Genomic DNA, 25103 nt, shown 5'->3' on the forward strand with positions numbered 1-25103 from the left:
ATTCATAAACTCCATTGAGTAATAAAAGTCTACTGATGGGTTTGATGCGCGTCATGTATTTGCTAGAGGGCAATTAGGATAATAAATTCGAGATCAGTGATAGAGACGCAGCCGTGCTAGGAATGTATCAGTTTGAGAAAGTTACCAATGGCAGTAGCCGAAAAATGGAGCTCGTGCGCCACTTTCTAGACAGCATGGGGCTGGGCGTCGATGTTGATGTTGAGCTGTTTGTTATTGCCTATCAAGACAATCAAATCGTCGGTTGTGGCGGTTTGGCAGGGAACACGCTTAAGTCAATTGCGATTGATGAGCAGCACCAAGGCCAGGGCTTATCGACCAAGTTACTGACAGAGTTGGTGACCATGGCCTACGATTTACAGCGTTACAATTTATTTATCTACACTAAACCTGAAAATTATCAGATGTTTCATGCCGCTGGGTTTTATTTATTAACTTCAGTAAAAGACCGTGTGATCTTAATGGAAAACAGCAAAACACGTTTGCGTCGCTATTGCAACAAACTGGCTGGGCTGCGTAAAGAGGGGCAGAAGATCGGTAGTATCGTTATGAATGCCAATCCTTTTACCCTTGGTCATCGCTACTTGGTAGAGAAAGCCGCCAATGAATGTGATTGGGTGCATCTGTTTGTGGTCAAAGAAGATAGTTCGTTTTTTACCTACCCGGATCGATTAAAGATGATTGAAGCAGGGGTTGAGTCTTTCGGCAACGTGATTGTCCACCCTGGCTCAGACTATATGATCTCAAGAGCCACCTTTCCGAGTTATTTTCTTAAAGATGAAGGGGTGATTAATTTCGCTCACACCGCGATTGATCTTCAGCTCTATCGCAGTTATATCGCGCCGGCATTGGGGATCACTCACCGCTATGTAGGCACTGAACCGATTTGTAAAGTCACCCGTTTTTACAACCAGCAGATGCGCCAGTGGTTGGTCACGCCAACGTTGGAAACGGACCCCATCGAGTTGGTGGAAATACTTCGTCAAGAGGAGGGGGAGCTACCGATTTCAGCCTCATTAGTGCGTAATCTGCTGTTTCAAAAGCGCTGGGAAGAGATCAAGCAAATTGTCCCAGAGAGTACATACCAATATCTGCAGGGATTGTTTCGAGAAGAGAAATCAAGCTACCAGACTAAGCGCCAGAAAGTGATAGAGAAGGGGATTCCTCGCTTGCAAATGGAACATTAGTCTCTAGATCAAAGTCATATCAATCAATTGACGATCACCCCTACGAGCGACCGTCAATATCTCATCAATAAACAGCGATACGATTGATTAATCATGCTTAAGCATATCGCTGGATACGGTCATCACGCAGTTGTTGTTACATCTTGTGCGCGCAACAGCTTCGCTGCTTCAACCATATTAGCCAATGCTGGCGTCACCTCAGCCCATTGACGAGTTTTTAATCCACAGTCTGGATTGATCCACAATCTTTCGGCTGGAATGCGTTGTCCTGCTTTGTTAATCAACTCCACCATCTGTTCAACCGCTGGCGTATTGGGTGAGTGAATATCATAAACACCTGGCCCAATCTCATTTGGATAATCAAACTGCTCAAACACATCAAGCAACTCCATATCTGAGCGCGAGGTTTCAATCGTGATCACATCGGCATCCATCTCGGCAATGGCCTCAATAATGTCATTGAACTCGGAGTAACACATATGGGTGTGGATCTGAGTTTTATCACTCACTCCATTAGCAGCGATACGATAAGATTCTACCGCCCAATCGAGATAGTCCTTCCACTGCGACTGGCGCAGAGGCAGCCCTTCGCGCAGTGCCGCTTCATCAATCTGGATAATGTTGACCCCAGCTTGCTCGAGGTCTTGAACCTCTTGACGAATGGCTAATGCCAGCTGCAGGCATGACTCGCTGCGCGGCTGATCATCACGAACAAATGACCAGTTCAAGATGGTGACAGGTCCGGTCAACATGCCCTTCATCGGTTTGTCGGTGATCGATTGAGCATAGCGCGTCCAGTCAACTGTCATCGCGTGTGGGCGGCTGATATCGCCAAAAAGAATAGGTGGCTTAACACAGCGCGAGCCATACGATTGCACCCAGCCAAACTGGCTAAATGCATAGCCCTCAAGCTGCTCACCAAAGTACTCGACCATGTCATTGCGCTCGGCCTCGCCATGCACTAAGACATCGAGCCCCAACTGCTCTTGTTGGCGAACTGAAAACTCAATCTCTGCCTTAATTTTGGCGGTATATTCTTCGATTGAAATCGCCTGATTTTTATAGGCACGGCGCACCTGGCGGATCTCGGTGGTTTGTGGAAAAGAGCCTATCGTCGTCGTTGGGTAGAGCGGCAGTGGCAAGGTTTGTTTTTGCAGTTGAGCGCGCGTCTCATAGCTAGAGTGGCGCTCACCTAGCGAAGCATTAACCGTTTTAAGCGCTAGCTTTACCGCAGGGTTGTGTACCCGTGTTGATTGCGCACGTCTTGTGAGAGCGTCAGCATTCTTGGCCAATTGACTGGCAACCGCGCTACGACCCTGTTTGAGCGCTTTGCCGAGCACCTCAAGCTCGTTGAGTTTCTGTTTCGCAAACGCGAGCCAGCTTACGATCTCTGCATCGAGTTTTTCTTCACTCTCAAGATCAACCGGGATATGCAGCAGTGAACATGAGGGGGCAAGCCAAAGTCTTTCACCAAGTCGCTGAGCAATCGGCTCCAACCAGTCGAGGGTCGCGGTTAAATCGGTCTTCCAAATATTGCGCCCATTGATCACCCCAAGCGAAAGGACCTTATCTTGCGCCAGTTTACTGACAATCGTGTCCACTTCTTCCCGCGCACGAATCGCATCGATGTGCAGTCCATCAACGGGCAGCGAGCAGGCGATATCGAGGTTATTAGCCAGAGTGCCAAAATAGGTGGCGATCAGCAGTTTAGGTTGGCTAGTGGCAAGCGTTGCATAGGTTTTGCTTAGCGCTTGCTGCCAATTTGGCTCAAGCTCAGTCACCAATACTGGCTCGTCAATTTGTACCCACTCTGCTCCTACTTGAGAAAGCTGGTTTAGAAGCTCAAGATAAATCGGGATCAATTGATCAAGCAACTGTAAGCGGTCAGAGTTATCTTTTGCTTTGCTCAGCCATAAATAGGTGACTGGACCAATAATGACTGGCTTCGCCTTAACTTGGTTTTGCTCAGCCTCCTTTAGCTGCTCAATCAGCCTATTTGCATTGAGAGAGAAGTGTGTGTCCTTAGTTACCTCGGGGACGATGTAGTGATAGTTAGTGTCAAACCACTTGGTCATCTCGCCGGCATGAATCTGGTTTTGTGCCGTATCCTTGGCAGAGCGACCGCGCGCCAGACGGAAGTAGTTATCCAGATCGCTACCCTCAAGTTCACGGACACGCTGTGGCAGATTACCGAGTAAAAAGCTGGTATCGAGAACATGGTCGTAGAGCGAAAAGTCGCCAACAGGTGCAAGGTCGAGGGCGCTTTGTACCTGCCAATTTTCGCTGCGTAGCGTGCTTGCTGTGTCATGTAATTCTTGTGCATCCGTCTCACCGCGCCAAAACTTCTCTAGGGCAAATTTAAGCTCACGTTTTGCGCCGATGCGCGGAAATCCAAGATTATGTATAACGGCCATGTTGTTTCTCCTTTAGTCTGGGTTGAAAAAATACTAACGGAGTCGATTAATTAAAAATAATGGTATAAATTAATCAAATGATTAGTTTTGTTCATAGGTAAGGGATGATTGAACGGATCCATTTACGCATATTGCGCGCGATAGAGACGGAAGGTTCATTAACGGCAGCGGCAAAGCGTTTATACCTGACGCAATCTGCGTTGACGCATAGTATTAAGAAGCTAGAGCAGCAAATTGGCACACCTTTGTGGACTAAAGAGGGGCGAGTACTTAAGCTCACCTCTGCAGGCGAGTATTTGCAGCGTGAAGCGATGAAGTTGCTGCCTCAGCTGGAGCGTGTCGATCAAGTTTTGATGCAGTATGCGAGTGGTGATAAGGGCACATTACGCATTGGTATGGAGTGCTACCCTTGTTATCACTGGTTACAGCAAGTGATTCGCCCTTTTTTGGCTCAGTGGCCTGAGGTGGATATTGATATCAATCAGCGGTTTAAGTTTGGTGGGATCGCCGCGCTGTTCAATAATGAAATCGATATCTTGATCACCCCTGACCCAATCTATCGCACCGGTCTGACCCATTTCCCAGTGTATCTTTATGAGCAGGTATTAGTGGTATCGAGTGAGCATACATTTGCGCGAAAAGATCATATACAACCGCATGACCTAGAGAAGGAAAACCTCTACACCTACCCGATAGAAAAGGCCCGCCTTGACGTTTACCAGCAGTTTTTGACCCCTGCTGGGTGTCAGCCTCGACGGCATAAAACACTGGAAGATACCGATATGATGTTGCAGATGGTGGTAGCAGGGCGAGGGGTGACAACTCTGCCACTTTGGCTCGCGGATGAGTATAAAAATACACTGCCTGTGGAGTCAGTACGACTGGGCGCGGAGGGTATCAGTAAAGAGATTAATATCGTGACCAAAGATAGCACCATCGATAACCGCTATGTGCAAGCGATTATCGACTTGGCGCAGACGACTCGGTAGTCTAAATCACTGCCGCAACGCGGCGGTTGTGAACATCGTCTATCACATATCTAAGGTCAAAAGCAGCCTCGGTTTATTATCTGTAATCACTGGTGAGCGATGCACCAGTCCTACACCCTCATTTCCTTCCCAGCGTTCCCCGTTAAGCAGGGCCACGTCGCCTTGACTAAGCTGATTAATGCTCTCGTGTGAGTGATAGAGACTAGAGCTTTGCTCAGACAATCCCTATCGGCCATGTCCGAGTTTGTCGCAGATCACTTGCTTCTGCGGGGTGAGGTGAACGTTTTTACTCGTTAATAAAAAGGTAAGGCGAAATGCCTTACCTTTGGTGAACTTTTGTGTTTGGCAACCGATTAGGACTAATATCGAATGGGAAAGGAAGCTCCTTCAGAACCAAAAGATAATAGCGTCAGGCACCTACAGCTTGTTTATTGGACTCGTCAAACGAGACGAGATAATTACCTAGCATTGAAACGATCTGTTTTTCCATAGCTTCAGGTGTGTGCTTGTGAGCAGCAGCACAAAAAGAAGCGGCATTATTGCACAATACACAACGACGCGGTGAAAGTTCCGAGGCTTTACGTGTGATCATTTTGCCTTCTCTGTTGAGTACATCAAAGTTGAATAAACCTCCAAGTGCATGCTGGTTTTCTATTTTAATCATGGCCCGCTTTAATTCCGTCGAGGCTGCGCCAGAAATAACCAACAACAGTCCACGCCCATTAAGATGCTGGAAGCATTCACTCTCTAGCACCTTATAGTTGTACTTCTCGAGCGTGCGATGCATCTCTTGATAAGCAAGCGAAAAGATCTTTTCTGCAACTTCACTATTGGCCATGTGTTCAGGCACAAACGTGGTCAACTTTAGTAACGGTAAACGGTACTTAGATACCCAGATATTTTGTCTATTAGTGTGTTGCCAAGCGCTATCGCACTGGTCTTTGGATTTTTTGTGTTCGAACATTGGCGCCTCCATTCCTAGCCGATTAAACAGTATTTTAAATGAGCCATTAAATTAAAAATGCGCGTTGGAAAACACTTTTAGATGGTAATTGTTTACTAAATGGTTTTTATGCTCAAAACCCCCTTGGTTAAATAATCTTTAGTAGCACTTTGATTAAGTTCATAAACACCATTTAAGTAGTTTTGCGACGCTATTTGAATGATGAGCTTCACGAAGTTCGTTGAATAACCAGAGTTAGACTGGTAGCGATTAATGAACAGTATGCAGAGAATGATCATGAATGATAGTCCGCTAATTTTAGAAGGCATTACCCTGATGTCACTCGGTATGGGGTTTGTGTTTAGCTTCCTTGTTCTGATGGTAGGAGCGACGCGCCTGCTGTCCGCGATCGCAATGAGACTTCAGCCTGCGGTGCCACGAGCTTCGCCAACTTCTCCTGTTATAGAAACATCGGATGACGCCGTTGTTGCCGCCATTAGTGCCGCGCTTCATCACCACAAGCAAAAATTAAACAAGCGCCGTTTAGGTCATCAAGCTTGAAATTATTAAGGATGAATTATGCCCAAAGCAGTTAAACCCCTCGGTATCACGGATGTGGTACTCAGAGATGCCCACCAGTCTTTATTTGCCACCCGCATGCGCATTGATGACATGCTACCGATTGCCTCTAAGTTGGATGAAATTGGTTATTGGTCGCTCGAGTCTTGGGGCGGTGCAACTTTTGATTCTTGTATTCGTTTTTTGGGTGAAGACCCTTGGCAACGTTTACGAGAGTTAAAACAGGCTATGCCCAATACCAAGCAGCAGATGTTATTCCGCGGGCAAAATATTTTGGGGTATCGTCATTATGCTGATGATGTGGTCGATAAGTTTGTTGAGCGCGCTGTAGTCAATGGAATGGATGTGTTCCGCGTCTTTGATGCGCTTAACGATGTGCGCAATATGAAGCAAGCAATCCTATCGGTGAATAAGCAGGGCGCTCACGCTCAGGGCACAATTTGCTACACCACCAGCCCAGTACATACCATGCAGTCTTGGCTCGATGTTGCTGAGCAGTTGGTGGAGTGTGGCGTGGACTCGATTGCAATCAAAGATATGTCTGGGGTGATGGCGCCGTATGAAGCGTATGAGCTGGTTTCGACGCTGAAGAAAAAACTCGATGTTGAGCTGCATCTTCACTGCCACTCTACCGCAGGTATTGCTGATATGACACTATTAAAAGCGATTGAAGCGGGTGTCGATCGTGTGGATACGGCAGTCTCGTCAATGAGTGGAACCTATGGCCATCCAGCCACTGAATCGATTGTTGCAGCGTTAAAAGGAACCTCAAGAGATACCGGGCTGGATATCAAGAAAATTGAAAGTATCGCTGCGTATTTCCGGGAAGTTCGCAAGAAATATCATGCATTTGAGGGCCAGCAAAGAGGCTCTGACTCACGTATTTTGGTGGCTCAAGTTCCAGGCGGGATGCTGACTAATATGGAAGGGCAGCTCAAGCAGCAAAATGCACTGGATCGCATTGATGAGGTTCTAGAAGAGATCCCGAAAGTGCGCCAAGACCTGGGTTACATTCCCCTTGTAACACCCACCTCGCAGATCGTGGGCACTCAAGCAGTAATTAACGTCATGCTGGGTGAGCGATATAAAACCATCACCAAAGAAACGGCAGGCGTATTGCGTGGTGAATATGGTGAAACACCCGCAGCGGTCAACCCTGATTTGCAGCAGCGTGTGCTGGAGGGCAGCGCGCCGATCACCTGTCGTCCCGCCGATCTGATTGAGCCGGAAGTGGAGAGCTTGACGTCGGAGGTTAAAGCGCAAGCTAAAGAGAAAGGGGTGACATTGGCAGACAATGCCATCGACGATGTGCTCACTGTTGCCCTCTTTGATCAGGTAGCGTGGAAGTTCTTGGAAAATCGCAATACCCCGGATGCGTTTGAGCCAGTACCAAGTGCTAAACAGAATCAGTCAGAGTCTGTTTCGGTCAAGCCGGTGGCTGAGAATGCTGTTTACACAGTGAACGTAAACAATAAGGCCTATGTGGTACAAATTAATGAAGGCGCTGACCCTGAGGTGCTGGCAGTGGGCGATAAATCTGACGCCGCGCCACAAGCAGTTCCCGCTGCGGCGCCAAGTGGGGATAGTCAAACGGGCGATAGTGAAACCGTTGCGGCACCTTTGGCCGGTAATATCTGGAAAATCCACGCCAAAGCTGGTCAAGAAGTCAAACAGGGCGACACTCTACTGATCCTCGAGGCGATGAAAATGGAAACGGAGATCAAGGCGGCTCGCGATGGAAAGGTAGATCACCTTTCTGTCGCCGAGGGTGATGCGGTCAAAGTCGGTGACGCTCTACTGGCGCTCGCTTAAGGAGCTAACATGGATAGTGTTTTAGCGCTAATTCAAGACTTTGGTTTTCTGCACCTAGAGCTGGGACAGGGTGTCATGATTTTGGTGGGAATGGGGCTGCTTTACTTGGCGATTGTTAAGCAGTTTGAGCCACTGTTGTTGGTGCCGATAGGCCTTGGTGGGATCTTAGCAAACCTGCCGGATGCGAATCTAGCTGTCAGTGCAGTCGAGGCGGCGATCCATGCTGGCAAGGGTGAGGTGATAGCCTCGTTTTCTTCGGTATTGCAGCTTACTGACGGCACGCCTGAGACGGTTAAGTATGCCTATGAGATGGCGAACCCAGAGCAAAAGATGCAGTTACATCTATTAGCTCAGCAATACAATTACTCTGATGGCATGCTGTACACCTTCTATAGTGTGGCAATCGCATCTGGGGTTGGGCCGCTGGTGATCTTTATGGGGGTGGGAGCAATGACCGATTTTGGTCCCTTGCTCGCTAACCCGAAGACCTTGCTGCTTGGTGCCGCGGCGCAGTTTGGTATCTTTGCCACGGTGCTGGGTGCATTAGCACTGAGCCAACTGGGTATCATGGACTTCAGCGTCGCACAAGCCGCAGCCATCGGGATCATTGGCGGGGCGGATGGTCCAACCGCCATCTATGTATCAAGCATGTTAGCACCAGAGCTGCTTGGAGCGATTGCGGTCGCGGCCTACTCCTACATGGCACTTGTGCCGATGATCCAACCACCGATCATGCGTGCGTTAACCACAGAGGCTGAACGTCAAATCGAGATGAAGCAGCTGCGCCAGGTCAACAAGATTGAAAAGGTCTGTTTTCCTTTGATGCTGCTGGTTTTGATTGCCATGCTCTTGCCTTCGGCCACGCCGTTGCTTGGCATGTTCTGCTTTGGCAACCTGATGCGTGAGTGTGGCGTGGTCGAAAGGTTGAATGACACTGCGCAAAATGCGTTGATCAACATTGTGACGATCTTCCTTGGATTGTCGGTGGGGTCTAAGCTGATGGCGGATAAGTTCTTGCAGCCGCAGACGTTGGGCATTTTAGCCCTTGGCATTGTCGCCTTTTGTGTTGGCACCGCCACGGGGCTATTAATGGCTAAGCTCATGAATCGATTATTTAGCGATAAGGTCAATCCATTGCTTGGCTCAGCAGGAGTTTCCGCTGTACCGATGGCGGCACGGGTGTCGAATAAGATAGGTTTGGAGGCCAATCCACAAAACTTCTTATTGATGCATGCTATGGGGCCCAATGTGGCAGGGGTGATTGGCTCAGCCGTCGCCGCTGGGGTGATGATCAAATATGTCTTGGCCAGCTAATCGTGATTAATCGAGGCAAAACAGGGAGTGCGGCTTGCCTCCCTTTTTGTCGTTTTCCACTTAATTTATCAACTAACCAGCAAGCGAGGCGCGTATGTTAGCAAAGTCTTTAACCGCTATGGATAGAATCCAGAGTCGCATATCTTTTCGCAATAAGATCTTCCTGTTTGTTTTGGTCTCCATTGCACTGCAGCTGAGCTTTATTGGCGTCAATCTCCATATTGTGGCAATGGATGCTCTGCAAGACCAAGTCGGCAGTAAGGCGCTGATCCAGGCCCGTGAAATTGCAACTGACCCACAAATGATTGCTGCGGTGAAGCGCAAAGACAGCGCGCTAGTTGACCAGCTAATTGAGCGACGCCGCGAGCTGACTGACTCAAACTTTATTGTGATCGGTGATGATAGGGGGGTACGCCTCTATCACCCGGTTGCAGAGCGCATCGGGCAACTGATGGAGGGGCGTGACAATGAGGGAGCTCTGCTCCGGGGTGAGTACTATACGTCGCTCAATGAAGGTAGTCTGGGACCATCCGTGCGCGGTAAGGCAGCGATTATCGATTCGCAAGGTGAGATCGTCGGTGTGGTGTCGGTGGGCTACTTAATCGACCGTTTTGATCAGTGGCTATTTGAATACGCTCAGCCGCTGAGTATTGGGGTGGTGGCGGTGATCATCATTACGCTGGTTGTTGGATGGATGTTCTCAACACACATCAAGCGTAATATGAACGGTAAAGAGCCTGCAGAAATCGCCTTTGCTTATAATATGCGTAAGTCCATTTTGCGCTCGGTGTATGAAGGTATTATCGCCATCGACAAGCAAGGAAGAATTCTAACCGTCAACTTTACCGCGTTAAAAATGCTTGGAACCGACAAGCCCCCAAGAGCACTAAGGGGTAAAGATATCGGTGACTACGTGAATCAAAGCCAGTTTTTCTTCCATGCCCCTTATGATGAGAACCTAAAGAATGAACTGATTACAGTCAATGGAGAGGTCATGATTGCCAATCGGGTTGCGATTTATGACCAAGGGGTGTTAACCGGCTGGGTGGTGAGTTTGCGCAAGAAAGAGGAGCTGTCACTCCTGACCGAAGAGCTGACCCAAACCAAGCAATACACTGATAGTTTGCGCGCGGCGCGAGATGAGTATGAAAATAAGCTTTCGACCATCTGTGGGTTAATTGAAATGGGCGATAGTCGTGCCGCGCTGCGCCTTATCTACAATGAACAACATCGAAATCAAGAGAAAGTAGACTTTGTTAGCGAGAAAATTCATTGCAAACAAGTCGCCGGGATTATGATAGGTAAGGCGGCAAGGGCACGGGTGCTGGGTTTAGATCTGCATTTTTCTCCCGAGTGTCAGTTGGGCGAGCAAAGCGGTGCTCTGGATACCAAGGAACTGTGTGCGGTACTGGGTAACCTGCTTGATAATGCCTTTGAAGCGACACTAAAAAACCCCGACAGCAATAAAGTCGTTAGCCTACTGATCACTGACCAAGGTAAAGAGTTGGTGATTGAGGTTAAAGACAATGGGTGTGGCATTGATCCTGAGCTTGCCATGACCATGTTCAGTCGCGGCGTGAGCAGCAAAGAGGATGAACAAAAAGGTGTCGGGTTATATCTGAGCAATCGCTATATCACTAACGCAGGTGGAGTGATCATGGTCGATGAGGTGCAGCCCAAAGGTACGGTTATTTCTGCATTTGTGCCGAAGCTAGATAGACCGGAGGTCGGTGATCTACCCAAAGAATTTCAGGATCTAAAAGCATTAACCTAGTCATTTGCTTTGGAAATGGGCGGAAATACAGGTTTATTATTAATGCAATCATCATATGTTTGGGCTACAATTTGCGCCTTTTCTTCTAGGTGAAATTAATGAATAGGCTCAATGTGTGTCGTGCTGCTTCGTCAGTCTTGTTGTTATCAGTCATAGTCGGCTGTGGAAGCGAAGACAGTACAAGCCAAGGCGAGAACTGTTTTAACTCCGATGTCTGGCGTGATGGAGTACATGAGGCCACTTGGTTGATTGAGGGCGTTGAATCAGGACATCCATATAGTTATACCTTGACCTTGACGGAGGAGTTTCGCTCAGGGCAGTACTTTAATGGTTATCATAATTTAATCTCGAAAGAGTTAATTGGTTATGAAATCTCTGAAGATAGGGTGATTGATGAGCCAGTTCGCTCATTCTACTCCTATCTATCGGTTGATAAGGATAACGGACGTGTGCTTGCTGTTGGGTCACAAGAGTTCGAGGGTGAGGAAGTAGAGCGTTGGTCTGATTACTCTCCTGCGGCGTTTTATTTACGCCACGATTTGAGTGTAGGCGATGTTGATAGCCAACAGTCATTTCTGGTCGAGCGAAGTCATGGCAGCGACCGAGAATACCACTCGGATATCCAAGAGAGTTTTATCAATAATGGTCTTGAAAAACTGAGTATCGGTGACAAAAATCTGCGCTCTTGTCATTTTTCCCACGATTCCCATACTTATCGTTACCTAGAAGATGGTAGCTTTGCTGAAGACTATATTAACCACAAGAATTATTGGTTAGATGAGCAGACAGGCTTGATGGTACAGATGACGATTGAGCAAGAAGGGAAAGATCTGCGTGAATCTGATAGCATCTATGAGCATTCGAAATTGCAATCGTACTACGTGGACGGCAATAGGATCTTTTAATCGTAAGATATTGCAATATATGAGTCGATGATCAACTAGCTAATGAGATCAACACCGAAAAGAACGAGGCCATGGTTACGTTTGGCCTAGTTCTATTTGTTTGAGTATCCAAAAACAGAAGAGTGTCAGTAATCAATCTTCGTTCTTTAGATGAATAGTGGTGTGTTGTTTTTACTACAGGTAAATGACAAAAATATAGATAAATCACAAATAGTGAAAGGTGGTTTTTTTTAAGAATAAGATACTAATTCAATATTTCGCGAATTAACAAGACTCAATCATTGATATGATTTGACAGGGAATGTACAAAGGCCGCGCCAAAGGCCACCAAAGAGAGTTTATCGGGATGTTGAAAAAAACTATTGTAGGTTCGTTTCTATTTATTAAATATTACAAAGGAGCTTTGTTTAAAGCGACCTTATTACCGATCACTTTGTCAATATTGATCGAGTTTGTTTTATTTAGCGTTGATAATGAATTAATCAATACGTTGAGCATCATTTTACTGTCTTTTCTTTATGTGGTTGTAGCGATCAATGTGCACAAGATAGTTATCAATGGCGTTGAATCAGTGCCTAAGTGGGGGCGTTTTACCGTAGGTCAGGTGGAGATAGCATTTATAGGTTACTCTTTATGCCTTGCTTTGACGCTGATCTCTTCCGGTGTTGCGGTGGTTTTGTTTGCTTCACTGGCACAAAATATCATTCTTATTCAGGCATTGGTATTTATTGGCATGTTAACACTCTATGTCATCATGTGTCGCCTATGTGTGATTCTTCCAGCCATCGCGACTGAGAATGCCCTTACGTTTCGTCAGGCATGGCAGCTGACTAAGGGAAAGTCGGCCTATATGTTTGCAGTAGTGGGTGTCTACCCAGCCACACTTGGCCTGCTATTTTCCTCACTTTTATCCAGTGGCATGCCATTGATCGCGGTAAACCTTATCAGCAATGTGGTGATGATCATCACCGTAACCTCGCTCTCTTTGGCCTATAAGGGATTGCTAGAGAGCAATAATAGTGAGTCTGCAGTCGGTTGTTAACCCAACGCTGAACCATCACGCTATTGCGCACGTAGCATAGATAACAAACACTTATCTAGGTTGAAACTATGCTCAAACATATCCTTATTTTATCCTTTTTCTTCGTGGTGACGCCGATTATGGCCGCAGGCTCTGGTTCAAGCTCTAGTGGTAGTAGTGGATTGACACGCGCTGAACGCACGTACAATCAAGGTGTAGAGTTAATGCGTAATGGCCAGTTCAACAAGGCAGAAAAAAAGTTTCGCCGAGCAATCGAGCGAGAGGAGATGTGGGCACAAGCACACAACAACCTAGCATACACCTTACGTAAACAAGGTGAAGACAACTACTTTCAGGCCCTATACCACTACAACAAAGCCATCGAGTTAGCCCCCGATCTTCCCGAACCCTACATGTATCGCGGTGTGCTTTACGTGCAAATGCAAAAATCGGACTTCGCGTTACGCGATCTTGAAACCTTGAGAGAGCTTAGTCCGTCGTTAGCGACTGAGCTCGAATATGTGATAGCGCAGGGTAGAGAGAAAACACCTGAGCAATTTTTTGGTGTGTCTGCAAAAGTAGAGCAGTAAGTAATGCTAGCTGAACCATGGGGACAGGAGTAACACGCCACTGTGCCTATACAACGCGCTTTAGTGCCTATCCTGTCAGTAAATACCAGTTTGGCGTGTCCCATGCTAACTGTCTTTGGGGACAGGACTAACTAGGTATCGTAACCACCCCGCTGTTGTTCATTTGTCCGTCCCGAGAGCGCTTACAATCTGATGCGGGTTCAATTAGCGCCATTTTGAGTTTACGTGTGATTTCAATTAGCTCAAGTAACTAGAGCGAAAACCATTAGGTGTGTGTCCTGTTACTGTTTTGAATTGGCGATGGAAAAAGGACATGTTTTGATAGCCGCATTGATAGGCGATTTGTTCAACGGACAGTTCGGAAGAGACTAGAAGGCCACAAGCCTGACTAACGCGGAACTCGTTGAGGAACTGGGTGAATGGTTTGCTAAAAGTACGGGTGAAGTACTTGCTAAACGACACTGGGGTCATGTTGGTCACGTTCGCCATATCGGCGGCTGTGATTTTTTGGTCGTAGTAGTCGGTGATGTAGTTGAGAATGGCCTCAATACGTTTGTCTGAGCCAAAGTCGAGATGCACATGAGTGTTTTGGCCCAGCGGCTCGACATGCTCTTTGAGGCTGAGCTCATGCAATAGGTCGACAAAGCCCATAGTGCGATGGAAAGGACTTTTAAAGCGCAGAGCATTGAGGGATTCTCCCAACTCGTTGCAACCAATAAAAGACAGGCCACTATGGCACTGCTCAAACAGGTGCTGAATGCTGGCAAACTCTGGCCTCGTTAGCCAATTATCGCCAAGGAAGCTGTTATCCCATTGAGCGAACACTGATTTTACACCAGTTTTTGAACTGCCGTCACTCTTCCAGCAGTGGGGGATGTTGGGTGCCACCAGAACCAACTCTCCGGCACTGTAGTGGCGCACCGCATTGCCGGTGTAGGCTGTCCCCGTCCCCGCCAAGATATAAGTCAGCTCCCATTGTGGATGATAGTGCCACGGAAAGCTGAAGACCTTTTTTTCGTACTGATTAAAGAACAGCGACTGCTGCTGGTTATTGGGCACATGTTCTAGTATGGGTTTCAACGTTCGCTCCCTAAAGCTTGATCAGGCTCTAATTTTCCATATAAAGCATTCATAAATTCCCACTAGGGGAAAAATAGTACACAAACAAACTAACTCAGTGTTTAAGCCAAGCTCAAGTTGTCTCTTAGTATTTCCGTACTGACTCACATATTTAGATGGAGTGAAACACGATGAGTTTTGACGTGATTGTATCAGGTCTCAATGTGGTGGACCTATTGGTCACCCTTCCTGAGGAGTACACCTTGGGCAGCAAGCATGAAGTAGACAATATTATGATTCAAGGTGGTGCGCCGGCTGGAAATGGCGCCTGTGGCTTGGCGAGCTTAGGCCTAAAGACCGCGTTCGTAGGCTATTTGGGCGATAACGCCCAGAGTGACATTGCCCGCTCTGAGCTGGAACGTTGTGGGGTTGACACCAGCCTATTTCTTCACGATTCAGCTGCTGTTCCAGCCACCGCATTGGTGGAAGTTGACCCAAAAACCGCTGAACGAACGGTGTTTTATACCACTCAGGGCTATCGCGCTCTAACACCAACCGATATCGACCCTGCCTGGCTCGACGACACTCGCCTACTTTATGTTGATGGCTACGATGTTAAGGGCAATATTGCCCTGCTAGAGATGGCAAAAAAACGCGGGATACCTTCGGTCATTGATATCGAAGCTGGCGATCACACGCAGCTTATCACCATGCTGAAGTTGGCTGGACACGCAATTTTACCGCTGGAAGCGGCTCAGTTCATTGCCAGTGAGCAAAATGCTGAGGCTTGTCTGAAAAAGCTGAGTGAACTGACCAAAGCACAACTAGTTATTACTGATGGCGCGAATGGTAGTTGGGCTCTAGCAGATCAGGAGGTGATTCACCAGCCTTGTTTCGAGGTCGCGGTAGTTGATACCACCGGGTGCGGTGATGCTTATCATGCCGCTTATGCTTACGCACTACTTCAAGAGTTCCCTCTTGCACAGCGTATGACTTTTGCTGCTGCCTTTGCAGCGATTGTCGCCACACATTTTGGTGGTCGAACTGCCTTCCCTACCGCAGCGGAAGTCGACGCTTTTATCAATAATTACAAATAATAGGTAATACTATGAGCATTAAATTCAATCAACGTACTGGTCTTTTAGAAGAGCAGATGCGCCCACTTGTCACACCAAAAGCACCGCGTAAAGACGTCCCTATCGGCTTTATTGGTATTGGTTTTGAGCTTCACTTTGACTGGCAAAAAGCCAAGCAGTCATACACTCAAGCAGTGAGTGATGTCAAACAGGTGTTTACTGACTACAACTCGATGCTGGCAGAGCAGGAGCCAATTCAAACCAAAGAAGAGATGCTTGAACTGCTAGAGCGCTACTATGCACAGGGTATGAAAGCACTGGTGGTTTACCAAGCTTCATACATCCAAGGTGACCTAGCCTTGGCATTGGCAACCTGGCTTGCCGATCACGACGTACCGGTACTGAGTTGGTCACACACTGAAACGACTGGTGGCAGCCTGACCGCTAACCGCTTATGTGGTCAAAACTTCTTACTGAATAATCTTGCTAATTTAGAAGTTAAGTACTCGTGGATCTTTGAACAGCCAGGCGCGGATAGCCTTGGTGAGTCCTTGGGGCGCTTTATTTCAGCCGTCTCCGCCAAAGCACGTTTGAAGCATGCTAAGATCTTGATGGTCGGTGGTATGCGCGTACCAGGTTTTTACGACTGCGAACTCAATGAGATGTCGATTGCTAAGCACTTTGGCCTAGCGGTTGATCGTATTGATATGCAAACCATTTGGCGCCACGGTGAAGAAAACTTCAGTGAGGAAACCCTTAACCCAATCGTCGACAAACTGCTGTCATCTCCAATGGTGGCAGGCAATTTTGTAAAATATGACGAGGTTTTGAAATCGGTTCGTCTGTCTCTGGCTATTGCCGATTTTGCCAACCGCAATGGCTATGTTGGGGTCGCGCTTAAGAATTGGCCTGAGCTGTTTGATAACTACGGGATTGCCGGTGATGGCGCAGGCTCGCTAGTGCAAGATTTGGGCATTCCAGTGGCTGATGAGTCGGATATGGGCGCTTTGCTAACCATGGTTACTTTTAACGAATTGACGATGAGCGAAGGGTTGCCAACCTTGATGGACTTCTCATTTGTCGATCATGCACAGAATAAGGTCGGCATGTGGCACTGTGGTGGCACAGCAACCAAACTGATGCGTGAAGGAACCCAGCTTGAGGTGCGTAACCACAGTATCTTGGATAACTACGATCCAGAGGATTCCTACGGCATGCTGTTTGAGTTTATGCAGGAGCTTGGTCCAATCACAGTTGCTAAATATCAGTACCCACACGCCTCAACGATCTTCGCATTTGAGGGGGATATTGTTGATTCACCAATGCGTTACCGTGGCTGTTATGGTGAGGTTGCACCGCTTGAGCTGTGCTCTAAATCGATTGCTGGTTCGATCATGAATCACGGCATGGACCATCACTGGGTCGTTGCACGCGGCCACCTGCTTGAAACTCTGCGTGAGTTTAATTACTGGGTTGGTGTCAATGAACTGGCGCCGGCTGAGGCCAAGACCACAGGCCGTGGATTACCAAAGAAACTCGATTACTAATTCAATAGGTTAAAAGGGACAAGACTATGAGTACCAACCTAATGTCGCTACTGAACAGCTATCGCAGAGAGAAACGCTGTCTGGCTGGGTTTAACATCAATGATATCTATGACTTACATGCGGTCGCTCTGGCGGCGAATGAGCTAGATCTCCCCTTTATGGCGATGACTTACCCGCCAGTTGCTGAGTTAAATGGCACCTACCTGTGCCGCAAAATGGTTGATGGTTTTGAAAAAATAGCGAATAACAAGATCTACCTACACCTTGACCACAGTACCTCGGTCGACCTGTGCAAACAAGCGATTGATGACGGCTATGATTCGGTAATGATCGATGGCTCACACCATGATCTTAAAACCAATATCCAGATGACGCGTGAGGTCGTAGACTATGCAAGCAGTGCTGGTGTGACCGTGGAAGCGGAAATTGGCAAGATCATGGGACGTGATGTTGTGGTTAAGAGCGAGGACGACTACCTTGCGAGCGTAGCGGATGTGGTAGCTCTGTGCGAAGAAGCTGGCCCAAACATTGTTGCCGTGGGTATTGGAACGGCGCATGGTTTTACACCGACTACGCCAAAAATCCATTTTGATCGTCTACAAGCTATCGCGAATGCCGTGCCAAATCCATTAGTACTTCATGGAGGGACTGGTATTGCCGATGAAGATATTCAGAAAGCCATCACCATGGGCATTGGCAAAATTAATATTGGCACCATAGTGCACACCACCTACATGCGTGAAGCGCACGAGCGGATTGCAAAAGACGTTGCATCGGCGTACCCACCGTTCATCATGAAAGAGGTGATCCCGCAGGTTCAAGCTGTAGTTCTAGATAGACTAAAAGCGGTCAACCCACACCTATAATCGGTGAGGGTCACCGATAACAATGCCCTAGGCCGACCGGTCTAGGGCAGATATCCCGGCCAACACTGCCTCGCCATTTCACTATGGGGGAGGAAGTGATGCCTAATATTACCAATCTATTTTTACCAATATAGAGAGAAGCATTGATATGAGCATTGCTGTACCTGAAAAAGCCAAAGTTGCCGTCCTGAGCGATTTAAAAACCTTTGAATTTGTTTCTTACCCGATCCCGCCGATCCAAGATGATGAAATCTTGGTTAAGGTCGAGGGCTGTGGGGTGTGTGGCACGGATGTGCATGAATACCGTAATGACCCGTTTGGTGTGATGCCAATTGTGTTGGGACACGAGGGTACTGGGCGCATCGTTAAGATGGGCAAAAACGTTAGCAGAGATAGCACCGGTAAGCCAATCGAAGTTGGCTCTAAGATCATTACCAGCATCATCCCATGTGGTGAGTGTGAGCCATGTAAAACCGCGCCAGCCAGAACCAATATGTGTGAAAACATGGGCTGTTATGGTCTGATGGGCGATCAGCCAGAAAACCGCTTCAATGGTTGGTTTGGTGATTATCTGGTAATAAAGCCTGGCTCAACCCTATTTAATGTGTCTGAGTTCAGCCTAAAAGAACGTATCCTCATTGAGCCAGTTGCAGTTGCGGTTCACGCGGTAGAGCGTGCGAAAACGACTGGCCTAATCAACTTTGCTTCGTCAGTATTGATCCAAGGGGCGGGTCCAATTGGTCTTTCAGTCATCGCAGTACTTAAGACGTTGGGTGTACAGAACATTATTGCGGTTGACGGCCAAGCTTCCCGTCTTGAGCTGGCAAAAGAGCTCGGCGCCACGCAGGTGGTTAACTTTATGGACTTCGATTCGAGCGATGATTTAGCCGCTCATGTGCAGTCGCTCACCAACGGGCGTGGTGCTAAATTTGTCTTCCAGTGCACAGGTGTGACGGCAGCGGCAACGACAGCATTTAAACTGGTTGAGCGTGGCGGTGGCTTATGTGAGGTTGGTTTCTTCGTTAATCTAGGCGAAGCGGCTTACAATCCCCATATCGATATCTGTAATAAAGAGCTTACCTTAGTCGGCTCTTGGGCTTACAGCCCGGAAGACTACCCGAATGCGATTGAGTGTATGAGAGGCATCAAGCGCATTGGTCTGCCGATTGAAAAGTTGGTCACGCATGAGTTCCCGCTTGATGAGATCACTGAAGCAGTAGAGACCAATATTCGCATGGAGGGGATCAAAGTCATTACCGTTAACGACGATTAATCGCCCTCTGCTCCCACCTTGCCAAACAGCGTTAGTGTCCGCCCCATCGGCGCTAACGCTTCTCTAAGCTGTATATCTCTGCGAGTGATCTTGCATGTTTTATGGTCTGCGCTGGTGAATAATTAATCTAGGTGTAATATGTAACCAGTAGGATTAATTCATTATCATCAAGGGCATAGGGACATGTCTAAGATCATCGACCACGATTTTCCATTTGAGCCGGATTACGGCTTCGACCTTAAACGTCTGCAAGCGGTACCAAGCGGGATGGAACCAAGCGGTTTTCGAGACTTCTGGCAGCAAAAGTACCACCGGGCCTTGCAAGCGACCACGCATTTAAGTCTTCAAGATAGCGGAGTTACCACCCAAGTTTGGCGGGTATTTAACTGTTATTACGACTCGACCGAGGGCGTGCGCATAGGTGGTTGGTTGTTACTGCCTTTATGTGGCGGTGTTGAAGCGGCGGTAATTTATGGTCATGGCTATGGCGGCTTGCATGCGCCGGATACGACTTGGGCGCTGGATAACACCGCCATTTTTATGCCTTGTATCCGTGGGATCGGTCGCAGTCGCTTTCCGGGTATCTCTGAAGACCCTTATTGGCATGTCCTACACCACATTCAAGACCCGCAGCAGTATATTATCGGCGGCTGCGTGCAAGATATCTGGTGCGCTATCACTGCGCTTCTGACCCTATTTCCGGGCATCGAGGACGCGATAGGCTATGCTGGTGATAGTTTTGGCGGTGGGCTGGGCGTCTTCGCGACAGCGTTTGATCCGCGCATTACGCGAGCGCATTTTCACGTTCCAACTTTTGGTAACGCCCAGCTAAGATTAACGCTACCAACGGTAGGTAGCACTCAAGCCTTGATCGAGTTTGATGATCAAGCACTGCTGGCCAAAAATTTACCTTACTTTGATGCCTCTGTTGCAGCCCACTACATCACTCAGCCAACCCATTGGGGATTGGCACAGTTCGATCCGTATGTTGCCCCGCCTGGACAATTTAGCATTTTTAATGCCTGCCTAAGTGCTAAGCAATTGACGCTGTTAGAGGCCGGGCACTGTGATTATCCAGGCAAGGCGCTTGAGCAAAGGGCAATGAAGAAAAACGTTCAACGATTTTTTGACCAATTAAGGGTAAAAGATGCATCGTGAATATCACCGCTGGTGGAGCCCCAACTTAGATCGTGAGATGGAGCTGTTGATCTTTGGTCGCGGCGGCGCAAAGGTGTTGGTGTTTCCAACCCGGGGTGGGCGCTTTTTTGAGTACGAAAACCTTGGCTTGGTTGGTTCAATTGCCGATAAAATCAATGCCGGTCAGCTGCAGCTCTACTGCGTAGACAGTATCGACAGTGAGAGTATGTACTGTTTCTGGGCCCATCCACACGGCAGGATCGAGCGACATAAGCGCTACGAGGAGTATATCCTGCGTGAGGTGCTGCCATTGATGGCAATGAAAAATAACCACCCTTGCACTATTTCCCATGGTTGTTCACTTGGGGCATATCACGCGGCCAATATTTTCTTTCGTCATCCACACTTGTTTGACAAGTTAGCGGCGTTTTCGGGCCGATACGATTTAACCTGGGGTGTTGAGTCATTTGGTGATCTGTTTGATGGTTATTACAACGAAGATATCTATTTTCACACGCCAACCCACTATTTACACAATCTCACCAATCCTGACCAGCTTAATCATATCCGCCATAGCGACATCGTGTTTGTGGTCGGCAAGGAAGATCCTTTCTTGTACAACAACCACTTAATCAGCCGTACCCTCAACCAAAAAGGCGTTCATCACCGCTTGTATGAGTGGGATGGACGAGCACACCGCGGGCGTTATTGGCGCCAAATGGTGCCCCTGTATCTCTAGTGGCAAACGCATTAACCGCATCAATAGACGCTATAACTGAGGATTATTGTTCATTCAGACTGATAACCCTATGATTAATTTTGCTTTATTAGGTTAGGTCGGTCGGCAAAATAGCGAATATTCACCAGATTAATACTCTCTACTTATCCAGCTATGTTGTTGTTGAACTAGGCTAAACCTATGATCCACATTAATTTTAGTCAGTTAACCTTAGCTTTGGCTTTTGGAGAAAATATGCGAGTCGATGTTAGAAATATACTTGCTTTAGGCTTGGTGTGTCGATTACGGCGCCTGAGTTTGGTGACACCATATCACCGCGAGAGAACTGGCTCTTACCCAGTTGTCCATCGTAAGGGGCGCGAATTTGGGTGTGTGACAGGTCATCTTGTGCCTCGTCGACCGATGCCGTTGCCAATGCCAGTCCTGCCTCGGCAATCAATAAGCTTGCGCTTGCATCATCAAGGTTGGCTTTGGTGGTACCACCAGAGGTAATCAGATCAGAGATACGCTGATGATTCAGTTTAGCCTGTTGCAGCGCAGCTTGAGCTTGCTGCTTCTGGGCAAGGGCAGACTGCAGCGCGAGCTTATAGGACGTATCGTCAATTTGAAATAGTAGATCGCCTTGTTTGACAAATGCGCCATCAGGGAAGTGTTGCTCGATAAGGTAGCCGGTGACACGAGGAGTAAGCCTAGCGTGCTCTTGCGCTTCAAGTTTACTGGTTAAAACTAGAGTAGGTTGGTAGACGCCTTCTACGACTGACGTTGCGGTAACCGGCACCCCAGAGGCTAGTGCAGGTGCCGCGATTACCCCAGCCAAGACTGGAAGTAAGAAAGTGCTTCTTTTCATTGCTTAAAACTCGTTATTGTCAAAACCGAGTCATGTTAGCGAAAGCAAAATGTGAGCATCGCACTGTGCGTGCGAATCCCAAAGACAGATCTGCTCGGGATCACTAATTTACAATTGTAAATAAATTGGTATTAATATCATTGGTTTAATTTGGTTGTTAGGTTTGTCTCGTTCAGAGATTATCTTGATGTGATGAAAGACTAAGCCATTGAACATACACTTCTATACTAAGTTCACACGCTAAGATTTGGAGAACATGCAATGAACTTTATCTTCAAGAGTGCCTTGTTCGCGTTACTGTGTACTCTCGCACAGTCAACCTTTGCACAGGCCTTAACAGCGCAATCTGCGCGCGAATTAGTCCAACCGTTTTACGCTTATCTGAGTAACCCCTCAGATAAAGATGCAGCAGAAAAGGCACGAGCTATCTTTGACCCGAATTGGCAGTCTTATTTCAGCAATGAGGCATCGCGAGGCTTGGACGAAACCATTAGCGCCGTGGCACGTTATGGAGATTTGATCCCTGACTTGAACTGGGAGATACGCGATATCAAGGTGGCAGAAGACACAATTGTGGTGCGTAGTGAGGCGACGGGTACACCGACCGGCGAGTTTTTTGGCGTGCCATACAAGGGCAACAGTTTTGCGATTATGACAATTGATATGCACACGGTGCGTGATGGCAAGATCATCAAGACTTACCATGTTGAAGATTGGGCAGGGGCGCTGAGACAGCTTTCCGTTAGTGATTGGCAAGTAAAACCAAAACAGGATTAAGGCAAATACCTTAACCCTGTCAATTCTATTGGGTACTTAATTACTCGTAATCAGAGGCGTAAGTTTCTGCGTAGGTGTGAGAGTAAAGCTCAAATAGGTTGCCAAACGGGTCTTCTAGGTAGATCATTTGTGCAGGCTTGCTGTCGTCTTCTGGGTGGTAGCGCATGATGTCCATACGCACCTTACCGCCGTACTGCTCAACCTTTTCAATCACACCCGCAAAGTCGTCAGTTTGTAGGCAGAAGTGGAAGATGCCGATACGAGAAAAGTCGACTACGTGGCGCTCTTGGCGCTCTTTCATTTCAAATAGCTCGACACCAATGCCGTCGCTAGTGAGAAGGTGAGCAATATTAAAGCCCTTAAAGCCCTCACCAAAGACTGCGATACACATACGGCCGATCGCCGTTTCACGCTCTTCAATCACAGGTGTGTTGTTCATCACGATCTCAAGACCCAATGCTTTGGTGTAAAATTCAACCGCTTGGTCCATATCACCGACCATGATACCGATGTGATTCATTTTCATAACGTGCTCTCCAATAAACTAATTGCTTGCTAGTGCGTTTCGATGGGGAGAGTATAAGCAGACTGCTTTATCGCGTAAAATTATCAAAAATGATTTTAATGATAATATTTTGTTATCTTGATAAGGTTTCATGATGCTGAAGTTTGGCTTGAGTGACGGACAAGCGACACTTGATCTTTTTAGCTCACAAGAGAAACAACTATTTTGGTTAGAGGGCACGACGCGGCGCTTTGATGGGTATAATTACTTTGGTGAGAATCCACAGCAGATGCTTGATTGGTTCTCACGCTATATGTTGTCCTGAAGGAAAAACAGCCCCAACCGATGATGAGGCAGGGCTGTTTGCTTTGCGCCTAGTTAGTAGGCGTAGCTTAGGCTAAGTGCATGCAAGCGGTTTTCTTTGATGCTGCCGTCAAAGATAGGTGCGCCAAATAGCTCGTGAGTCGTGTCTGCTGTCGACATATCACGGTATTGGTACGCGATACCAATGCGATGACCGTTACTGCGCTGCAGTTCTGCACCGAAGCCAACTGCCCAGTTATCACCGACGGCAAGCTGAGGGGTTAGGTTTTTGTCTTTCATAAACGAGGTGTCGTAGCGAGCACCTGCTTGGTAGGTCCAAGCGTTATGTTGGTATTCAATAGCGGTACCAATAGTATAAACGTCTTCGGTTTTGAGCTCTTTACTGTAGTCAGACCAGAATTCAGCACCAACCATACCTTTCAGCGTTAAAGCGTGGTCTAGTTGATGTTGAATACCGACACTTAGTTGGCTTGGCCAGTTAACGCTGATGTCAGCGGGTACAGTGACAGGCTGACCATTTGCAGTACCTTTAAGAGTCAGTGATGCATCAGAGTGCTCTACTTTATGCTTATAGTTCGCAGAGATGTAGGTACGATCATTAATGTCGTACATAGTTGACAACATAAAGCTTGCTGAAGTGGTACCATCTTCACCACTTGCTTTTAGGTTAGCATCGATAACATCAGAAACATTCAGAGAGCGGTCGATATCCATTGTTGTCATCATATGCTGAATCACCAATGCACCACCCACCGCCCAGCGGCTGTTCACCGAATATCCAGCTGCTAGGTTAACATTGAGAAATTCTTGTGACTGGCTGTCAACAAAGCCGTAGCCAGACAAGCCATTGTCGTATTCCATCCCTAGACCACCATCAGCATGGAGTGACGCACCCAGTACTAGGTTATCGGTAAAGCGTTTAGCGTAGGCAATACTTGGTGCAAGTGCAGTAGTTGTACCTTCAGAGTCCAAGTTGATGGCACCCACACCTTCAACACTAGCAGTACCGCTTAGTACGGTCTTGGCGTCCACAACCTGCAAACCAAAAGACCAACTAGAGTCCTCAATCGCGGTCAGACCGGCAGGGTTAGTGATCGCAGCACTGGCGTCTTTACGGTTAGTGGTGTTACCCACACCCGCTGATGAAACACTATCAAAAGTCGCAACTTCGTGAAGAATGATACCGCCAGCGTGAGCTTGAGCGGCAAGCGTGGCGGTAATAGCCAAAAATAGGGCGTTCTTTTTAATCATGGTGAATTGTTTTATTAACCAAAGTCAAAGAGTAAGAAAAAACCGACGGTATCATAGCGACTTTTCGTTTGTCGCACGCGGAGTGCGTCACCCCTTTTTAACCCCAGGATAGTGAGAGATAAGTAACACAATTGGAATTAAGTTCGCATCCTGCAC

General features: G+C 47.5%; 24 protein-coding genes. 17 read left to right on the forward strand and 7 right to left on the reverse strand.

The genetic code is table 11. The features are described from left to right. The first annotated feature begins 113 nt into the window (after nucleotides 1-113). Nucleotides 114-1205: a [citrate (pro-3S)-lyase] ligase gene (gene citC / locus ACZ5R2_RS18685; RefSeq protein ID WP_464903105.1), complete on the forward strand. Its 1092-nt coding sequence runs from the start codon at nucleotides 114-116 to the stop codon at nucleotides 1203-1205. A gap of 122 nt (nucleotides 1206-1327) precedes the next feature. Here the strand turns inward: citC and metE are convergent, their stop codons facing one another. Further along, nucleotides 1328-3619: a 5-methyltetrahydropteroyltriglutamate--homocysteine S-methyltransferase gene (gene metE, locus ACZ5R2_RS18690; RefSeq protein WP_464903104.1), complete on the reverse strand. Its 2292-nt coding sequence runs from the start codon at nucleotides 3617-3619 to the stop codon at nucleotides 1328-1330. 104 nt (nucleotides 3620-3723) lie between these two features. Between metE and ACZ5R2_RS18695 the strand changes: the two genes are divergently transcribed. Further along, nucleotides 3724-4608 (forward strand): LysR family transcriptional regulator, encoded by an 885-nt coding sequence (locus ACZ5R2_RS18695; protein ID WP_464903103.1) that lies wholly within the window; start codon nucleotides 3724-3726, stop codon nucleotides 4606-4608. Nucleotides 4609-4650: 42 nt separating this feature from the next. On the opposite strand, the gene ACZ5R2_RS18700 is transcribed toward ACZ5R2_RS18695, so the two are convergent. Both ACZ5R2_RS18700 and citX read right to left on the reverse strand, forming a co-directional pair. Beyond that, on the reverse strand, nucleotides 4651-4830 hold the full coding sequence (locus tag ACZ5R2_RS18700; protein ID WP_464919469.1) for a DUF1826 domain-containing protein: 180 nt from the start codon (nucleotides 4828-4830) through the stop codon (nucleotides 4651-4653). A gap of 187 nt (nucleotides 4831-5017) precedes the next feature. Further along, nucleotides 5018-5572 (reverse strand): citrate lyase holo-[acyl-carrier protein] synthase, encoded by a 555-nt coding sequence (gene citX / locus ACZ5R2_RS18705; protein WP_464903102.1) that lies wholly within the window; start codon nucleotides 5570-5572, stop codon nucleotides 5018-5020. Nucleotides 5573-5824: 252 nt separating this feature from the next. On the opposite strand from citX, the gene ACZ5R2_RS18710 reads away from it, so the two are divergent. From ACZ5R2_RS18710 to ACZ5R2_RS18740, 7 genes are all read left to right on the forward strand, one after another. After that, on the forward strand, nucleotides 5825-6112 hold the full coding sequence (locus tag ACZ5R2_RS18710) for an OadG family protein (RefSeq protein WP_464903101.1): 288 nt from the start codon (nucleotides 5825-5827) through the stop codon (nucleotides 6110-6112). An 18-nt stretch (nucleotides 6113-6130) separates the two neighbouring features. Further along, nucleotides 6131-7942 (forward strand): sodium-extruding oxaloacetate decarboxylase subunit alpha, encoded by a 1812-nt coding sequence (gene oadA / locus ACZ5R2_RS18715; protein WP_464903100.1) that lies wholly within the window; start codon nucleotides 6131-6133, stop codon nucleotides 7940-7942. Nucleotides 7943-7951: 9 nt separating this feature from the next. Further along, nucleotides 7952-9256, forward strand: a complete 1305-nt coding sequence (locus ACZ5R2_RS18720; RefSeq protein ID WP_464903099.1) for a sodium ion-translocating decarboxylase subunit beta — start codon at nucleotides 7952-7954, stop codon at nucleotides 9254-9256. 94 nt (nucleotides 9257-9350) lie between these two features. Further along, nucleotides 9351-11030 carry an ATP-binding protein gene (locus ACZ5R2_RS18725; protein WP_464903098.1) on the forward strand — a complete coding sequence of 560 codons (1680 nt, stop codon included), beginning with the start codon at nucleotides 9351-9353 and terminating at the stop codon, nucleotides 11028-11030. Nucleotides 11031-11128: 98 nt separating this feature from the next. Next, on the forward strand, nucleotides 11129-11935 hold the full coding sequence (locus tag ACZ5R2_RS18730; RefSeq protein ID WP_464903097.1) for a hypothetical protein: 807 nt from the start codon (nucleotides 11129-11131) through the stop codon (nucleotides 11933-11935). Between the two features lie 490 nt (nucleotides 11936-12425). Beyond that, nucleotides 12426-12977 carry a hypothetical protein gene (locus tag ACZ5R2_RS18735; protein ID WP_464903096.1) on the forward strand — a complete coding sequence of 184 codons (552 nt, stop codon included), beginning with the start codon at nucleotides 12426-12428 and terminating at the stop codon, nucleotides 12975-12977. A 68-nt stretch (nucleotides 12978-13045) separates the two neighbouring features. Further along, nucleotides 13046-13546, forward strand: a complete 501-nt coding sequence (locus ACZ5R2_RS18740) for a tetratricopeptide repeat protein (RefSeq protein WP_464903095.1) — start codon at nucleotides 13046-13048, stop codon at nucleotides 13544-13546. A 237-nt stretch (nucleotides 13547-13783) separates the two neighbouring features. Here the strand turns inward: ACZ5R2_RS18740 and ACZ5R2_RS18745 are convergent, their stop codons facing one another. Beyond that, a complete protein-coding gene (locus tag ACZ5R2_RS18745) occupies nucleotides 13784-14626 on the reverse strand; it encodes an AraC family transcriptional regulator (RefSeq protein ID WP_464903094.1) in 843 nt (280 codons plus the stop codon). A gap of 170 nt (nucleotides 14627-14796) precedes the next feature. Between ACZ5R2_RS18745 and ACZ5R2_RS18750 the strand changes: the two genes are divergently transcribed. The 6 genes from ACZ5R2_RS18750 (at nucleotide 14797) to ACZ5R2_RS18775 (ending at nucleotide 21243) form a co-directional block, all read left to right on the forward strand. Continuing rightward, nucleotides 14797-15702, forward strand: coding sequence for a carbohydrate kinase family protein (locus ACZ5R2_RS18750; protein WP_464903093.1), 906 nt, complete (start codon nucleotides 14797-14799; stop codon nucleotides 15700-15702). Nucleotides 15703-15713: 11 nt separating this feature from the next. Beyond that, a complete protein-coding gene (locus tag ACZ5R2_RS18755; protein ID WP_464903092.1) occupies nucleotides 15714-17228 on the forward strand; it encodes an L-fucose/L-arabinose isomerase family protein in 1515 nt (504 codons plus the stop codon). 26 nt (nucleotides 17229-17254) lie between these two features. Further along, on the forward strand, nucleotides 17255-18094 hold the full coding sequence (locus ACZ5R2_RS18760; protein ID WP_464903091.1) for a class II fructose-bisphosphate aldolase: 840 nt from the start codon (nucleotides 17255-17257) through the stop codon (nucleotides 18092-18094). A gap of 148 nt (nucleotides 18095-18242) precedes the next feature. Next, complete coding sequence (locus ACZ5R2_RS18765; protein WP_464903090.1) at nucleotides 18243-19367, forward strand: zinc-dependent alcohol dehydrogenase; 1125 nt, start codon at nucleotides 18243-18245, stop codon at nucleotides 19365-19367. Nucleotides 19368-19550: 183 nt separating this feature from the next. Beyond that, nucleotides 19551-20525 (forward strand): acetylxylan esterase, encoded by a 975-nt coding sequence (locus ACZ5R2_RS18770; RefSeq protein WP_464903089.1) that lies wholly within the window; start codon nucleotides 19551-19553, stop codon nucleotides 20523-20525. Next, a complete protein-coding gene (locus ACZ5R2_RS18775; RefSeq protein WP_464903088.1) occupies nucleotides 20515-21243 on the forward strand; it encodes an esterase family protein in 729 nt (242 codons plus the stop codon). The genes ACZ5R2_RS18770 and ACZ5R2_RS18775 overlap by 11 nt, the downstream gene beginning before the upstream one ends. Before the next feature lie 247 nt (nucleotides 21244-21490). On the opposite strand, the gene ACZ5R2_RS18780 is transcribed toward ACZ5R2_RS18775, so the two are convergent. Beyond that, nucleotides 21491-22090: an efflux RND transporter periplasmic adaptor subunit gene (locus tag ACZ5R2_RS18780; RefSeq protein ID WP_464903087.1), complete on the reverse strand. Its 600-nt coding sequence runs from the start codon at nucleotides 22088-22090 to the stop codon at nucleotides 21491-21493. Between the two features lie 261 nt (nucleotides 22091-22351). Between ACZ5R2_RS18780 and ACZ5R2_RS18785 the strand changes: the two genes are divergently transcribed. Beyond that, nucleotides 22352-22867 carry an ester cyclase gene (locus tag ACZ5R2_RS18785; RefSeq protein ID WP_464903086.1) on the forward strand — a complete coding sequence of 172 codons (516 nt, stop codon included), beginning with the start codon at nucleotides 22352-22354 and terminating at the stop codon, nucleotides 22865-22867. Nucleotides 22868-22907: 40 nt separating this feature from the next. Here the strand turns inward: ACZ5R2_RS18785 and ACZ5R2_RS18790 are convergent, their stop codons facing one another. Continuing rightward, nucleotides 22908-23393 carry a VOC family protein gene (locus ACZ5R2_RS18790; protein ID WP_464903085.1) on the reverse strand — a complete coding sequence of 162 codons (486 nt, stop codon included), beginning with the start codon at nucleotides 23391-23393 and terminating at the stop codon, nucleotides 22908-22910. Between the two features lie 130 nt (nucleotides 23394-23523). Between ACZ5R2_RS18790 and ACZ5R2_RS18795 the strand changes: the two genes are divergently transcribed. Then, nucleotides 23524-23697 carry a hypothetical protein gene (locus tag ACZ5R2_RS18795; RefSeq protein ID WP_464903084.1) on the forward strand — a complete coding sequence of 58 codons (174 nt, stop codon included), beginning with the start codon at nucleotides 23524-23526 and terminating at the stop codon, nucleotides 23695-23697. A gap of 53 nt (nucleotides 23698-23750) precedes the next feature. Here the strand turns inward: ACZ5R2_RS18795 and ACZ5R2_RS18800 are convergent, their stop codons facing one another. Further along, nucleotides 23751-24947 (reverse strand): OmpP1/FadL family transporter, encoded by a 1197-nt coding sequence (locus ACZ5R2_RS18800; protein ID WP_464903083.1) that lies wholly within the window; start codon nucleotides 24945-24947, stop codon nucleotides 23751-23753. Nucleotides 24948-25103: the final 156 nt, after the last annotated feature.

Source organism: Vibrio sabulosilitoris (genome assembly GCF_055391395.1).

Bases quoted from the DNA above. Each gene is read 5' to 3' on its own strand.
- ACZ5R2_RS18710 (WP_464903101.1), top strand. From the start codon at position 5,825: ATGAACAGTATGCAGAGAATGATCATGAATGATAGTCCGCTAATTTTA.
- ACZ5R2_RS18780 (WP_464903087.1), bottom strand. From the start codon at position 22,090: ATGAAAAGAAGCACTTTCTTACTTCCAGTCTTGGCTGGGGTAATCGCG.
- ACZ5R2_RS18790 (WP_464903085.1), bottom strand. From the start codon at position 23,393: ATGAAAATGAATCACATCGGTATCATGGTCGGTGATATGGACCAAGCG.
- ACZ5R2_RS18720 (WP_464903099.1), top strand. From the start codon at position 7,952: ATGGATAGTGTTTTAGCGCTAATTCAAGACTTTGGTTTTCTGCACCTA.
- metE (WP_464903104.1), bottom strand. From the start codon at position 3,619: ATGGCCGTTATACATAATCTTGGATTTCCGCGCATCGGCGCAAAACGT.
- citX (WP_464903102.1), bottom strand. From the start codon at position 5,572: ATGTTCGAACACAAAAAATCCAAAGACCAGTGCGATAGCGCTTGGCAA.
- ACZ5R2_RS18750 (WP_464903093.1), top strand. From the start codon at position 14,797: ATGAGTTTTGACGTGATTGTATCAGGTCTCAATGTGGTGGACCTATTG.
- ACZ5R2_RS18760 (WP_464903091.1), top strand. From the start codon at position 17,255: ATGAGTACCAACCTAATGTCGCTACTGAACAGCTATCGCAGAGAGAAA.
- ACZ5R2_RS18740 (WP_464903095.1), top strand. From the start codon at position 13,046: ATGCTCAAACATATCCTTATTTTATCCTTTTTCTTCGTGGTGACGCCG.
- ACZ5R2_RS18795 (WP_464903084.1), top strand. From the start codon at position 23,524: ATGATGCTGAAGTTTGGCTTGAGTGACGGACAAGCGACACTTGATCTT.
- ACZ5R2_RS18695 (WP_464903103.1), top strand. From the start codon at position 3,724: ATGATTGAACGGATCCATTTACGCATATTGCGCGCGATAGAGACGGAA.
- ACZ5R2_RS18755 (WP_464903092.1), top strand. From the start codon at position 15,714: ATGAGCATTAAATTCAATCAACGTACTGGTCTTTTAGAAGAGCAGATG.
- ACZ5R2_RS18785 (WP_464903086.1), top strand. From the start codon at position 22,352: ATGAACTTTATCTTCAAGAGTGCCTTGTTCGCGTTACTGTGTACTCTC.
- oadA (WP_464903100.1), top strand. From the start codon at position 6,131: ATGCCCAAAGCAGTTAAACCCCTCGGTATCACGGATGTGGTACTCAGA.
- ACZ5R2_RS18725 (WP_464903098.1), top strand. From the start codon at position 9,351: ATGTTAGCAAAGTCTTTAACCGCTATGGATAGAATCCAGAGTCGCATA.
- ACZ5R2_RS18730 (WP_464903097.1), top strand. From the start codon at position 11,129: ATGAATAGGCTCAATGTGTGTCGTGCTGCTTCGTCAGTCTTGTTGTTA.
- ACZ5R2_RS18775 (WP_464903088.1), top strand. From the start codon at position 20,515: ATGCATCGTGAATATCACCGCTGGTGGAGCCCCAACTTAGATCGTGAG.
- ACZ5R2_RS18770 (WP_464903089.1), top strand. From the start codon at position 19,551: ATGTCTAAGATCATCGACCACGATTTTCCATTTGAGCCGGATTACGGC.
- ACZ5R2_RS18765 (WP_464903090.1), top strand. From the start codon at position 18,243: ATGAGCATTGCTGTACCTGAAAAAGCCAAAGTTGCCGTCCTGAGCGAT.
- ACZ5R2_RS18800 (WP_464903083.1), bottom strand. From the start codon at position 24,947: ATGATTAAAAAGAACGCCCTATTTTTGGCTATTACCGCCACGCTTGCC.